Origin of the sequence: Thioalkalivibrio sp. ALJ24, assembly GCF_000377785.1 — a bacterium.
Taxonomy (GTDB): domain Bacteria; phylum Pseudomonadota; class Gammaproteobacteria; order Ectothiorhodospirales; family Ectothiorhodospiraceae; genus Thioalkalivibrio.
Genome location: NZ_KB898724.1, coordinates 229,925 through 242,730 on the forward strand (window position 1 = coordinate 229,925; position 12,806 = coordinate 242,730).

14 protein-coding genes and 1 other RNA gene are annotated in these 12,806 nt (G+C 68.0%); 9 read left to right on the plus strand and 6 right to left on the minus strand.

All coding sequences use genetic code 11. The features are described 5' to 3' along the window. The first annotated feature begins 102 nt into the window (after window positions 1–102). From D571_RS0101080 to D571_RS0101095, 4 genes are all read left to right on the plus strand, one after another. Window positions 103–1,044, plus strand: coding sequence for a ZIP family metal transporter (locus tag D571_RS0101080; RefSeq protein ID WP_018934827.1), 942 nt, complete (start codon window positions 103–105; stop codon window positions 1,042–1,044). Between the two features lie 677 nt (window positions 1,045–1,721). After that, complete coding sequence (locus D571_RS0101085; protein WP_018934828.1) at window positions 1,722–2,672, plus strand: autotransporter outer membrane beta-barrel domain-containing protein; 951 nt, start codon at window positions 1,722–1,724, stop codon at window positions 2,670–2,672. 569 nt (window positions 2,673–3,241) lie between these two features. After that, a complete protein-coding gene (locus D571_RS0101090; RefSeq protein WP_018934829.1) occupies window positions 3,242–4,387 on the plus strand; it encodes a porin in 1,146 nt (381 codons plus the stop codon). Window positions 4,388–4,582: 195 nt separating this feature from the next. Further along, window positions 4,583–4,855 carry a cupin domain-containing protein gene (locus D571_RS0101095; protein WP_018934830.1) on the plus strand — a complete coding sequence of 91 codons (273 nt, stop codon included), beginning with the start codon at window positions 4,583–4,585 and terminating at the stop codon, window positions 4,853–4,855. Window positions 4,856–5,235: 380 nt separating this feature from the next. Here the strand turns inward: D571_RS0101095 and D571_RS0101100 are convergent, their stop codons facing one another. The 6 genes from D571_RS0101100 to zapB form a co-directional block, all read right to left on the minus strand. Continuing rightward, window positions 5,236–5,913, minus strand: a complete 678-nt coding sequence (locus tag D571_RS0101100; protein ID WP_018934831.1) for a glutathione S-transferase N-terminal domain-containing protein — start codon at window positions 5,911–5,913, stop codon at window positions 5,236–5,238. Continuing rightward, on the minus strand, window positions 5,913–6,407 hold the full coding sequence (locus tag D571_RS0101105; RefSeq protein ID WP_018934832.1) for an EVE domain-containing protein: 495 nt from the start codon (window positions 6,405–6,407) through the stop codon (window positions 5,913–5,915). Before D571_RS0101105 ends, D571_RS0101100 begins: the two co-directional genes overlap by 1 nt. Before the next feature lie 18 nt (window positions 6,408–6,425). Beyond that, complete coding sequence (locus D571_RS0101110; protein WP_018934833.1) at window positions 6,426–7,094, minus strand: 5-formyltetrahydrofolate cyclo-ligase; 669 nt, start codon at window positions 7,092–7,094, stop codon at window positions 6,426–6,428. A gap of 37 nt (window positions 7,095–7,131) precedes the next feature. Then, window positions 7,132–7,317, minus strand: a non-coding RNA gene (ssrS, locus tag D571_RS13990) — 6S RNA. Window positions 7,318–7,374: 57 nt separating this feature from the next. Then, complete coding sequence (locus D571_RS0101115; protein ID WP_018934834.1) at window positions 7,375–7,734, minus strand: cell division protein ZapA; 360 nt, start codon at window positions 7,732–7,734, stop codon at window positions 7,375–7,377. Continuing rightward, on the minus strand, window positions 7,731–7,967 hold the full coding sequence (zapB, locus tag D571_RS0101120) for a cell division protein ZapB (RefSeq protein ID WP_026287475.1): 237 nt from the start codon (window positions 7,965–7,967) through the stop codon (window positions 7,731–7,733). The genes D571_RS0101115 and zapB overlap by 4 nt, the downstream gene beginning before the upstream one ends. Before the next feature lie 139 nt (window positions 7,968–8,106). On the opposite strand from zapB, the gene D571_RS0101125 reads away from it, so the two are divergent. From D571_RS0101125 to D571_RS0101145, 5 genes are read left to right on the plus strand one after another with little or no spacing between them, the layout of a single operon-like run. Next, window positions 8,107–8,394 carry a hypothetical protein gene (locus D571_RS0101125; RefSeq protein ID WP_026287476.1) on the plus strand — a complete coding sequence of 96 codons (288 nt, stop codon included), beginning with the start codon at window positions 8,107–8,109 and terminating at the stop codon, window positions 8,392–8,394. Then, entirely contained in the window at window positions 8,394–8,945 is a 552-nt protein-coding gene (locus D571_RS0101130; RefSeq protein WP_018934837.1) for a UPF0149 family protein, read from the plus strand. The genes D571_RS0101125 and D571_RS0101130 overlap by 1 nt, the downstream gene beginning before the upstream one ends. Continuing rightward, window positions 8,942–10,282 carry a Xaa-Pro aminopeptidase gene (pepP, locus tag D571_RS0101135; RefSeq protein WP_018934838.1) on the plus strand — a complete coding sequence of 447 codons (1,341 nt, stop codon included), beginning with the start codon at window positions 8,942–8,944 and terminating at the stop codon, window positions 10,280–10,282. The genes D571_RS0101130 and pepP overlap by 4 nt, the downstream gene beginning before the upstream one ends. Before the next feature lie 12 nt (window positions 10,283–10,294). Continuing rightward, window positions 10,295–11,560, plus strand: a complete 1,266-nt coding sequence (locus tag D571_RS0101140) for an FAD-dependent monooxygenase (protein ID WP_018934839.1) — start codon at window positions 10,295–10,297, stop codon at window positions 11,558–11,560. Then, window positions 11,557–12,753, plus strand: a complete 1,197-nt coding sequence (locus tag D571_RS0101145; protein WP_018934840.1) for an FAD-dependent oxidoreductase — start codon at window positions 11,557–11,559, stop codon at window positions 12,751–12,753. The genes D571_RS0101140 and D571_RS0101145 overlap by 4 nt, the downstream gene beginning before the upstream one ends. Window positions 12,754–12,806: the final 53 nt, after the last annotated feature.

Here is a 12,806-nt window from a genome sequence, read left to right on the forward strand (position 1 = left end):
CGCGGCCCCGGGGACTCCGGTGATCGGGCGCGCGACGGCCTGTGTCGCAGGCGCTCCCGCGCTACACTTCTCACCCGATCCCCACCGCCTGGAGCCCGCATCATGGCCGACCCCGATCCCGCCCGTCCGCAGGACCGCGAGACGGACACCGGGCGCGACGAATACACCCCGCTGCCGCGAAGCTTCCTGATCGGCTCGCTGATCACGCTGGCCCTGTTCATCTGGGGCGTGAGCCTGCTGTGGCCGCACATGGAGGACTGGCTGGCCGAGCTGTCGATCCTGCAGATCGGCCTGCTGGCCAGCTTCGTCGCCGGGCTGTTCACCGCCGTCGGGGCCATCCCCATCTTCTTCCTGCGGCGTCTGAAGCAGTCGGTCGAGGACGCGATGATGGGGTTTGGCGCCGGGGTCATGCTCTCGGCGACCGCCTTCGAGCTGGCGTTGCCGGCGGTGGAGCAGGCCGAAGCCCAGCACGGCAGCGTGGCCATGGCCATCTTCGTGATGGCCGGCGGCATTGCCCTGGGCGGGGGCTTCCTGCTGCTGCTGCACAAGGCCGTGCCGCACGAACACTTCGTGATCGGCCCGCAGAGCGGCGCCGACCCGGCGAAGATCCGCCGGGTGTGGCTGTTCATTTTCGCCATCGCCCTGCACAACCTGCCCGAGGGGCTCGCGGTGGGCGTGGGCTTCGGCGGCGACGACGTCAGCGACGGCATCGCCCTGGCCGTGGCCATCGGCCTGCAGAACATGCCCGAGGGGCTGGTGGTGGCCATCGCCCTGCTGTCGCTGGGCTACAGCCGGGCGGCGGCCTTTGGCGTGACCCTGCTGACCGGTCTGGTGCAGCCGGTCGGCGGGCTGATCGGTGCCGGTGCCATCACCCTGATGGAGTTCCTGCTGCCCTGGGGCCTGGCCTTCGCCGCCGGGGCCATGCTGTTCGTCATCAGCCACGAGATCATCCCTGAGTCCCACCGCAAGGGCCACGAGGCCCAGGCCACCACCGGGGTGCTGGTCGGTTTCGTGACCCTGCTGGCCATCGACCTGGCGCTTTAGGGCATCCACGTGCCGCTCCGCGTTCAGTGCGGGGCGGGTCCTGCATCCCCGAACCCCTCCGTTTGAAGGGGGCGGGTCGAGCGAAAAGACGGCACCATTCGGATGTTGCTGAATACGGACCTGCTTCACGTCGGCGCCGAAATCACCTACATTGAGAACCGGTTCGCAAACCGGCAATGCAGGCTTTCGCCCTTTCACCATGACGTCCCATCCGGAGGAACCTTATGCACAATCTGAAACGCTCCATCCTGCTGGCTTTAGGTGGCGCTTCTATCGTTGGAGCGGGGCCCGTAGTCGCAGAGACTTTGGAAATCGAGGCGAAGGGAGAACGTTGGGAACTCACTACAACTGACGAGTTGAACTTCGGATTGCTTGAACGTCAACCGTGGTGGGACGATGACGATGCTGCCAGCGACTTTGCGGAAGCGGAGCGGGGAAGACTTCCTGGTGACGCCCATTTCGCTTTTGAGGATCTAGGTGACGGTTTGTTCGACATGAAATTCTGGGATTCCAGAATTGAGGACGATACTCGTCCGTTTGTTGACTCTGAAGACGAGGGCGTGGTGACGGAGGGCGTGGAGAGGGATGTTTGCATTGCGGCCCCGCAGCCGACATCCGATGGAGCCTCCCTAAGCCCTGAAGAGGTGAGAGCTTGCTCGTTCGCGATTGCAGAGCGGATGATATCGCTGGCGTCGGTCTCGGAGAGTCTGGAGTCCAGCGGCCGCGCGGTGGCGGGGGCGCTGACCGCCAGCATGCTCAATCTGCATGGGGCGCACGGTCGGCCGATGACGCGCCTCACGGATGCCGGGCAGACGACCGCCTGGGTGCTGGGGGACTACGGCATCCGCTCGCATGGGCCGGCGGACGGATACAGTGGGGTGTTCGGCGTGGGCGCCGGGCATAACTTCGGTCCGGTACAGCTGAACGCGACGGTCGGGCAGTCGCGCACCCGGGACGATCTGGTCTTCGGCGGGCGCGTACGCAATCAGAGCGATTTCGTGATGCTGGAGGGCATCGTGCCGCTGCTTGAGGAGCGCGGGCTGTTCCTCACCGTGAACGGCTATCACCAGTGGGGTGACGTGGAAGTGCGCCGCGGCTACCTCGACAGCGCCGGCCAGCAGGATGCCTCCAGCGCCTCGCCCGATCTGCACGGCTACGGCGTGCGTGCCCGGGTCGACTGGGTGGATGCGTGGGAAGGCTCCAGCGCCCGCCTGAGCCCTTACGCCGATCTCAGCTACTCGCGCGTGCGTCTGGACAGCTACCGCGAGGCCGGTGGCTCGCTGCCGGCGGAATTCGACCGTCGGCGGGACAGCGTGACCGAGGTGCGCGCCGGCTCCGAGCTGGCCCTGCCCATCCCCGACTCGGTTTTCGAGGTCACGGCGCTCGCTGCGGTTGCCCATCGCTTCGACAGCGACGGCGCCCGCACCAGTGGCCGCATGGTGGGCAATCCGTTCGTGGAGAACGATTTCGACCTCGACGGCCGTGACTACGACCAGACCTGGGTGCGCGGCGGGATCGGCATCGAGGGCCCCATGGGCCCCGGAGACTTCTCCGTGATGCTGAACGGGACGACCACCGGTGAGATGGAATCCGGCTGGCTTGCCGCGTCCTACCGCGTCGATTTCTAGTCACTACCGTCCAGATCGGGTCGGCGACATCCGTCGCCGACCCGGCATGTCCGCTTGTCCCCGTCTCTTGCCCGCCTGACTTTTCTGACCTTCGCCGCTCGCGCGGACTCTCCATCAATTCCCCTGCCTGCTGTCGGTGGCGGCATCGCCGCCCATGCGCCCAAGCTATGTTGTGCCATTGCAACAGCGGTCCATCCTGGCACCCTCGGTCGCCAGTTGTTGCGCATTCGCAACACGCGGCACTGCGTGCCGCAAGCCCGATCAAACGCGTTTGCTCGGGGTTTTCCGTCTGCACCCGTGGGTAACCCCCGGCCCGTGTCTGGTCTGCCATATCGCGTCAAGAAGCGATTTGAAATCAGTGACTTGTGTGTTTTCTTCGGCACCCGGCGGCATGCCGACCTTTCCGGCCTCGGCCCGCAACCGACTGCCCGAGTTCACGAATACCGCATTTTTTCCGCCACAAGGGTTGAAATGCGACACCGTGGCGTATATAAAACACAGGACATCGCGGGGCCGACGGGTTCCGGGATGCAACTGACAGCAAGAATTCACCTCCTGGGAGAAGCATCATGAAGAAAAAGATCCTTGCAGTGGCCGTTGCCGGCGCCTTCGCCGTCCCGGCCTTCGCGCACGCCGATTCCTCCGTGACCCTGTCCGGCACCCTGCAGACGCAGGTCGTGGGCTATGGCTCGTGGGGCGACGCGGACAGCAACGTCGAAATGGCTGACGCGGGCGGCATCGTTGCTCGCGGCGACGGTGCTGGCCCCAACCGCATCACCTTCGACGTGAATCATGATCTGGGTGGCGGCCTGTCCGCGATCGCCCGGTACAACACCGATCTGAACGTCAGCAGCGCCGGTGGCCTGTCCGATCGTGACACCTACGTCGGTCTGAGTGGCGACTTCGGTACCGTCACCGTCGGCCGTCAGGCCACCCCGTTCAACACCGCCGGTCGGGATCCGCTGAACGCGACCTTCCTCCAGGCCCGCATGAACGCCGGCCGCACCGGCCCGCTGGGCGGTCTCGGTAACGGTGGCTTCCTGGATGACGCCATCGCCTACTCCAACGACTGGGGCATGGTGAACTTCGCCGGCGCTCTGGTCCTGGATCCGGCGGATGATTCCGATACGGCCCTGTCCGCACGCGTGGGCTTCAACGTGATGGATGGCCTGGAGATCTACGGTGCCTACACCCACGCCGATGATCACTCCTTCGTGGCGAACCAGCTTGACGGCAACGCCGGCGAGTTTGTCGATCTGATTCGCGGTTGGGCGGATATTATTGGTGTGAGTGGCGCGCTTGATGACCTCGACGGCGACGGTACGAGCATCGAAGACGCTCTTCTGGTAGGTGCCGGTGATGCGCGCCTCGGCAAGATCGGTGCGGACTGGAGCCAGGGCCCGTTCCGTGTGGTCGGTGAAGTCGAGCATGTCGACATCGAAACTGCCGCCGGTAACACGGTTGCGGATTACGAGGCCTACTTCCTCTCGGGTAGCTACACCATGGGTCAGCTGGACTTTGTCCTGAACCTGGGTCACACCGATAACACCGGTGGCAGCAACGGTCGCGACTACGTCGGTTTTGCCACGAAGTACAACTTCAGCAACAACGTGATGGCCTATGCCGGCGTTGGTTACCTCGACGATCGCGGCTTTAATGACGGCGAAGGTGAGGACACCACCTCCGTGGGTGCCGGTATGCGCGTCAGCTTCTAAGAGTCTCGAACTCTGAAGCAAGCGTTATAACAACGGGCGAAAGCCCGTTTTGCGGGGCCCTCCGGGGCCCCGTTTTTTGTGGAGGGCCGCGCATTGCGCGGCCTTTCGCGTTTGGGTATGAGGTTGGGGTGATGACACCCGAATGGCTACGATGGACCGGTCGAAGAGTTCTACCGAACGAAAGAGGGGGGCAACATGAAGATCGAAGTGGAGCATCGGCCGGCAAGCGAACGGCTGGAGGCACTGGGTGTGTTCGACTGGCCGGTGTGGGAGAAGGAGGCGTCCAGTTTCCCCTGGCATTACGACGAGACCGAGGTGTGCTACATCCTCGAGGGCCAGGTAACGGTGACCCCGGAAGGTGGCGAGCCGGTGACGGTGGGCGAGGGGGATCTGGTCACGTTCCCGGCGGGCATGGACTGCACCTGGGAGATCCACCGCGATATCCGCAAGCACTACCGTTTCGAATAGGCTCCGGCACGGGCATTCACCCGGGAAACGGATACAGGAACGGCCCTGGCCGCGAAGATCGGGGCCCGCAGGCAAAGGGGGGTGCGTGCGAGCACGCGGTGGGGGTGTCAAAAAAGAGAAAAGACCGAACAACATCCCTGTTGAACGGCCTTTCGGCAGGAACTTCCCTGTTCCTGATTGGGGATATTATCCGTGCCTCCGGGGTGAAACAATATTGATTGTGTGTTTTTGTGATTAATACCACAAAAAATGGATTGGAATCAGTCTAAATGTTCGGCAAAATCAACGAGGATAGGGATAAAAAGACCGAATAAACAGAAGTCTAGGAGGTCTTGCGCCGCGCCTCGGGTGGAAGTCTTGCGCACACGGGGCGGGGTGGTTCAACGGGCGAGCCACTGGGCGTCCAGCCGCGTGTCGAAGGTCTCCTCGACCCGGCGCAGGTAGTACATCATGTCCACCGGCAGGTTGATGCCATCGTGCATCTGCAGCGGGTAGAGATCGGCGGCGATCACGCAGTCGGCGATGGACGGGTGGCCGAGATAGAAGCCATTGGCGGCCAGGTGACGGGCGAGTTCGGGCAGGCGGCTGAGCCGGGCCAGTTGCTGGTAGCCGTCGTAGCGGTCGTTGGCGAGTTCTTCCAGGGTCATGCCGAAGCGGTGTTCCACGTTCGCCTTGAAGTCGGCGAGGGCATCGGCGTCCTGGCCGATGCCGTGGTAGCCGGGGGCGAGCGGGGCGTACAGGCGCTCGAGTACGACGTCCACGCGGGCGCGCCAGTCGAGCAGGGCCTGCCAGGCGTCTTCGGCGATGATCCCCGCGGACAGCGGTTCGCCGCTCGGGAACAGCTCGTCGATCGCGCGCAGGGCCGCCGTGGTGTCGGTGTACAGGGCGCCGTCTTCGGTGGCGAGCACCGGTGACTGGCGCGCGATGCCCAGCTCGAAGAAGGTCTCGTCGTCGAACCAGTCCACCGCGCGGGTCTCGAGTGCCGCGCCCTTGTAGCCGCAGGCCAGGCGGATCCGGTCGGCCTTCGGGTCGTGGGCGAAGTGGTAGAGGGTCGCCATCAGGCCGAACCCCCGTTGGTTCTGCCCTGAGCCTGCCCGCGCGTGGCGTGGGCGAGGATGAAGTCCCACTGGTCCTCGGTCAGCGGCATCACCGACAGGCGGTTGCCGCGGCGCACCAGCGGGCTGTCGGCCAGCTCGGGCTGCTGCTTGAGCCAGTCGAGGGTGAGGATGTCGTCGAATTTCTCCTCGAAGGCGACGTCCACCCGCAGCCAGCGCGGGTTGTCGGGATCGCTCTTGGGGTCGTAGTGCTTGTCCTCGGGGTCGAAGGCGCAGGAATCCGGGTAGGCCTCTTTCTCGATGCGCATGATGCCGACGATGCCCGGCGGTTTGGCGTTGGAGTGGTAGAAGAAGGCGAGATCGCCCTTCTTCATCTCGTCACGCATCATGTTGCGCACCTGGTAGTTGCGGATCCCGTCCCAGGGCTCCACGCCCACGCGTTCGAGATCGTCGATGCCGAACTCGTCGGGTTCGGATTTCATCAGCCAGTAGCCCATGTCGTCGCGTTCCTTGAATCAGTCGTTGTCAGGTGTCTGCAGGGTAGCGGTGGCCTGTCCGTGCCGGGGGAAGACATGCCAGCCGGTCTCGGTGACCACGGCATCCAGCGGCACGTCCCAGGGCTGGACCGGCAGGGCCTCGACCTGCTGCAGGTCATGGGCCACGCCGATCAGGCGCGGGCGGTGGATGCCGAAGCGCCGCCGGGCGAAGTAGCGGTCGTAGTAGCCCGCGCCCATGCCCATGCGGTTGCCGTCGCGGTCGAAGGCGACCAGCGGCATCAGCACCACCTGCATCTCGCGGCGCCAGACCCGGGGTGCCTCGGGGCAGGGCTCGGCGATGCCGAAGCCATTGGGGCACAGGCGGTCGCCGGGGCGCCACTGGTGGAAGCGCATGCGTCCCGGGCGTCGGGTGTCCATCACCGGCAGGGCGATGCGCGTGCCGCGCCGGGCGAGGGCATGGGTCAGGGCGGTCAGGTCGACCTCGCCGCGCAGGCCGCGGTAGGCGCCCACGCAGTGCGGCTGCCAGCGCTCCAGCCAGGCCAGCAGACGGCCGCTGATGGCCGCGTTGTGGGCATCCAGCCGGGCATCGGACAGGGCCGCGCGCCGGCGCCGGAGCTCGCGCCGCAGGCCGCGAGCGTCTTCGCGCGCAAGGGTGTCGGGATCGGGCGTATTCACCGTGGTGGACATGGCCGTGGGGACATGGGAGCGGCAGGAAATAAGAGGACGCGCCCCGCGGGCGCCGTCGTGACCTTCGACCTTGAACCAGCGGTTCAGGTGGGAGAAGTCTCCGAATCTTTAGGCTTTCCGCTCGGCGGCGGACCTGCACAGCGAAACGGAAGAACTCGGTCCCTGGGTGTTGCATTAAGGCTCAAGGGTACCACCCGGCCACGTTCGAACGCCGCAGCGACGCGTCCGGTTCCATTATGAACCAGATGGCCGGGGATTGCTCAAGCCGGCGCCCGGTTTTTCAGGAATTCCGGTGCGCGTCGCCGGTTCCGGAGCCGGCTTCGGGACCCGGCTGCGGTTCGCGCCCGAGGTTGCGCTCGATGTGGTCGGCCAGCGCGTGCAGGCGCTCCGGGGCGGCGCCACCGTGCTGACGGGCTTGCTGCAGTTCTTCCTTGCACTCCAGCATCTCGTGAGCGAGGTTCAGTGCCACCATCACCGCGATGCGTTCCGCGCCGACCACGCGTCCGCCGTCGCGCAGTTCGCGCATGCGCTCGTCGATCAGCGAGGCCGAGGCGAACAGATCGGCGCGTTCCTCCGGCGGGCAGGCGACGTGGTACTCCTTGCCCATGATGGTGATGCGGACCGGTTCGGACTGGCTCATTCGGACTGCTCCATCGACCGCAGGCGGGCGATCATGGTCTCGACCCGGTGCCGGGCCTGTTCATTGCGTTCGCGGTAAGTCGCACGTTCGGTCCGCAGCTGGCGGACCTGTTCATGCAGGGCCCGGTTCTCCTCGCGCAGTTCGGCGTTTTCGTCCAGCAGCCGCAGGATCGCGGTCTCCAGGCGGTCGAGCGCATCGGGTTCCGGATTGCCGGGAGCATCGTTCTCGGACATGGCGGGGCGGGCCTCGGGCATGAGAAAGGGGAGCGAAGTCCCTGAATCCCGGAGTCTAGGAGGGGGTTGCCGGAACCGTCAACCGGAACACCGCCGGGTTGTGTTGCGACCGGTGCGGGGGGTGGCCAGAATATGGTGCATGACACAGCCTCCCGAACCCGCACCCGACGCCACGATCATCGAAGGCACGGCCCACAACGGCAAGCCATGCCGAGTGGTGGACAACACCGGCACGATCCCGCGCGGCGAACTGGAACAGCTGCTGGAGGATCTGATCCGCGAAAAGCGCTTCGGCCTGACCGCGCTGTCCTCCGTCGGTTCCAGCGAGATCCGCCTGGGCGAGCCGCAGTTCACCCATCTGCAGCTGGGCGACGGCCTCTACCGCTTTCTGCTGTTTCCCTACGAAGCCCGTCTGGAGGCCTTCTGATGGCGCAGTCCCGGGAAGAACGCCTGGCCCACGGCCTGCGCACCATGGGGTTCGCGCAGACCCCGGCCTCGGCCCACGGCCTGATCACCGGCTGCCTGGTGGCCGATCCGGATGCCGGCAACGACCTGCTGATCAACGCCCTGGGCGAGGCGCGGCCGCTGACGGACAACCCCGCCACCGACTTCGAGTCGCTGGTGGATGAACTGCGCCGGCACCTGCTGGCGCAGCTGTACGACATCGAGCTCGGTTTCGGTCCGCTGGTGCCGGATGATGCGGAGATCGAGGCGCGTGCCCAGGCGCTGTCGGAATGGGCCGACGGCTTCATCAGCGGCCTGGGGCAGACGCCGCGGCTGGGCGGGCTCAAGCCCTCGGCCGAGTCGGCGGAGATCCTGCGCGACCTGGCCGAGATCGCGCGTCTGGATCCGGAGCCGGAAGACAGCGAGGCCTCGGAAAAGGACTTCGAGGAGCTGCTGGAATACGTGCGCGTGGGGGTGCTGCTGATCGCCGACGAGCTGGCCCCCGAGAACCCGACCCGGATCCCGATGCAATGAGCCGCGCGCCGCAGATCCCTGCCGGTGAGCTGGCCCGCCGTCGCCAGCGCCTGATGCGCGCGGTCGGGCGCGATGCCCTGATCGTGATCCCGGGCGCGGTGGAGACCACCCGCAACCGCGACGTCGAATACCCGTTCCGGCAGAACTCCGATTTCCTCTATCTGACCGATTTCGAGGAACCGGACGCGATCGCGGTGCTGGCCCCGGGGCGCGAGGCTGGCGAATACATCCTGTTCTGCCGCGATCGGGACCCGAAGATGGAGACCTGGACCGGGCGCCGCGCGGGGCCCGACGGGGCGATGGAACACTTCGGTGCCGACTGCGCCTTCCCGGTGGACGACATCGATGAGATCCTGCCCGGTCTGCTGGAGAACCGCCGCGAGCTGTGCGCGCCGTTCGGCCGCGACGAGGGCTTCGACCGGCGGCTGTTCGGCTGGCTGCAGCAGGTACGCCGGCGCGCGGCGCGCAGCGGAGTGCCGGTGCCGCACGAGTTCGCCGCGCTGGAGCACCACCTGCACGAGCAGCGCCTGTTCAAGAAGGCCCCGGAGCTGAAGATGATGCGCCATGCCGCTTCGATCTCGGTGGGGGCGCACAAGCGCGCGATGCAGGCCTGCCGCCCGGGCATGACCGAATACCAGGTGGCCGCCGAGATCACCCACGAGTTCCATCGCCACGGCACCGAGGCGGCATACCCGTCCATCGTCGGCGGCGGCGAGAACGGCTGCATCCTGCACTACATCGAGAACCGCGACGTGCTGCGCGACGGCGATCTGCTGCTGATCGACGCCGGCTGCGAGCACCGCGGCTACGCCTCGGACATCACCCGCACCTTCCCAGTGGGCGGGCGCTTCGGCGGGCGTCAGCGCGAGGTCTACGAGATCGTGCTGGACGCGCAGCGCGCCGCCATCGACGCGGTGCACCCCGGAAATCACTGGAACGACCCGCACGACGTCGCGGTGCGCGAGCTGACCCGCGGGCTGCGGGATCTGGGCGTGCTCGAGGGTGAGCTGGATGCGCTGATCGAGGACGAGGCGTATCGCCCGTTCTTCATGCACCGGACCGGTCACTGGCTGGGGCTGGACGTGCACGACGTGGGCGAGTACCGCGTGGGCGAGGCCTGGCGGCAGCTGGAACCAGGGATGGTGATGACCGTCGAGCCCGGACTGTATTTCGGCCCGTACTGCGAGGCCCCGGAGGACCTGCGCGGGATCGGCGTGCGCATCGAGGACGACGTGGCGGTGACCCGCGACGGGCACGAGGTCTTGACCGAGGCCTGCCCCAAGACCGTGGAGGCCATCGAGGCCTGCATGGCCGAAGGCGCCGCCGGACGCCGCTGAGAAAGGGAACGCATGGAAGCCACCGTGAATCACGAGGCGCAGACCGATATCGCCGTGGTCGGTGGCGGGCCGGTGGGCGGCCTGATGGCCTGCACGCTGGCGCGCGCCGGTTACACGGTCAGCCTGTTCGAGCGCGGACCGGCGCCGGAGCCGGGCGCGTCGCGCGCGGACACCCGGGGCTACGCCCTGGCGGCCGGCTCGGTGACCTTGCTGGATGACCTCGGCTACTGGGCGGAACTGGCCGCTACCGCCGCGCCCATCCGCCGCATCGTGGTCAGCCGCCGCGGCGGGCTGGGGCGGGTGCGCATGGATGCCGCCCGGATGGGCTTCGAGGCCCTGGGGCAGGTGGTTCCGGCCGCGGCGCTGGATCCCCTGCTGGCGCGGGCCCGGGATGCGGCGGGGGTGGAGAGTCATCACGCCACCACCCTGGTGGATGCGGAGGCGGCCGCGGACGGCGCGCGCCGCCTTTACCTGGAGGGGCCCAACGGGGCGTGGTCCTGCCGCGCACGGCTGCTGATCGCCGCCGACGGCGTGGGCTCGCCGACCCGCGAGGCGCTGGGGATCCCGGTGCAGCGCCACCGCTACGATGCCGATGCCCTGGTGTTCGACGTGCGGCCCTCGCGTGCGCACGACGGCGAGGCCTTCGAACGCTTTACCGACGAGGGGCCGCTGGCGCTGCTGCCGCAGGCCGACGGGCGCATGAACGTGGTCTGGGTCGCCCCGACGGAGGTCTGTGACGCCCGCCTGGAGATGGATGAACCGGCGCGCATGGCCGCGCTGCAGGAACGCTTTGGCTGGGCACTGGGACGGCTGCACCCGGCGGGCGACGTGCTGCGCTTCCCGCTGCAGCGGATGCATGCGCCGCAGCCGTTCGCCGAGCGCGCGCTGCTGCTGGGCAACGCCGCCCACTCGGTGCATCCGGTGGCGGGGCAGGGGCTGAACCTGGCGCTGCGCGACGTGGCCGATCTGCTCGGTGTGCTGCGCGATGGCGCGCAGCCCGACGGACGCCCCGCGTTCGTGGCCGATCCCGGCGGGCGGCACGTGCTGGAGGCCTGGGCGCGCCGGCGCGAGGGCGACATCCGCCGCATCGTCGGGGTGACCGATTTCCTCGCCCGCGGGATGCGCCATGTTGACGGGCTGCTGGGCCATGCCCTGGGGCTGGGCATGATGACGGTCGACCGGGTGCCGCCGCTGCGCGATGCCTTCGCGCGCGGGGCGATGGGGCTGCGGCCGGTGCCGCGGCATACCCTGTCGCGGCTGCCGGGGGCGCGGGCATGACGCGCGCCGGCGAGCCGCTGGACGTGCTGGTGGTGGGCGGTGGCGCCACCGGCCTGGCTACCGCCCTGGGCTGCGCCCGCGCGGGCATGCGGGTGGCGGTGCTGGAGCGCGGACCGGCACCGGCGTTCGATCCGGCGACTGCCCCGGTGACCCGGGTGGTCACGCTCAACGCCGCGGCCATGGGCCTGCTGGATCGCCTGGGGGTGCAGGAGGCCCTGGCGGCGAACCGCGCCCATGCGTTCTCCGGCATGCAGGTGTGGGACGCGCACGGACCCGCGCATATCCGCTTCGACGCGGATGATATGGGCGTGCCCGAACTCGGCTGGACGGTGGAGAACGCGGCGCTGGAGGCGGTGCTGTGGCAGGCCCTGCGCGAGCGCGGCGTGGCGCTGTGGCAGGAGACCGCGTGGCGCAGCGTGGACCCGCGGCCCGATCGGGTGGATATCCATGCCGAGGGGCATGCGCCGCTGGCCTCGTCGCGCCTGGTGGTGGCGGCCGACGGCGCACGTTCGGCCCTGCGTGAACGCGCGGGCATCGCCGTGAGCGAGCGCCCGTATCACGCGCGCGGGGTGGTGGCCACGGTGGAGACCGCGCAGGGGCATGGCGACACCGCCTGGCAGCGCTTCGACGACGAGCGCATCCTGGCCTTCCTGCCGCTGGCCGACGGGCGCTGCTCGATCGTCTGGTCGCTGCCGGAGCTCGAGGCCGATGACGTGATGGCGATGGATGACCCGACCTTCATCCGCGAGCTGTCGGGCGCGATCGACGGCGGGCCCGGTCCGGTGACGGGGACCTCGCCGCGTGCCAGCTTCCCGCTGGTGGCGCGCCACGCGCGCGATTACTTTTCCGGGCGGGTGGTGCTGGTCGGGGACGCGGCGCACACCATCCATCCGCTGGCGGGGCAGGGGCTCAATCTGGGGCTGGCGGACGTCGACGCGCTGCTGCGCCAGCTCGCCGGCCCCAACCGGCGTGACCCCGGCGATCCGCGCGGGCTGCGTGCCTACACCCGTGCGCGGCGCCCGGAGAATGCGATGATGCAACGCGCGATGGACGGCTTTCGCCTGCTGTTCGGTGCCCGCCGCGCCGGTCTGCCGGAGCTGCGCGGGGTCGGGGTGCGGCTGGTGGACGGGCTGCTCCCGGTCAAGCGCCAGCTCGCGCTGCGCGCGTTCGGTCTGGACGGCATCCGTCGCTGATCCATGGGCCCGATCCCATGTACCCGGCGTGAACCGGGGCATTGGGTTCCGGC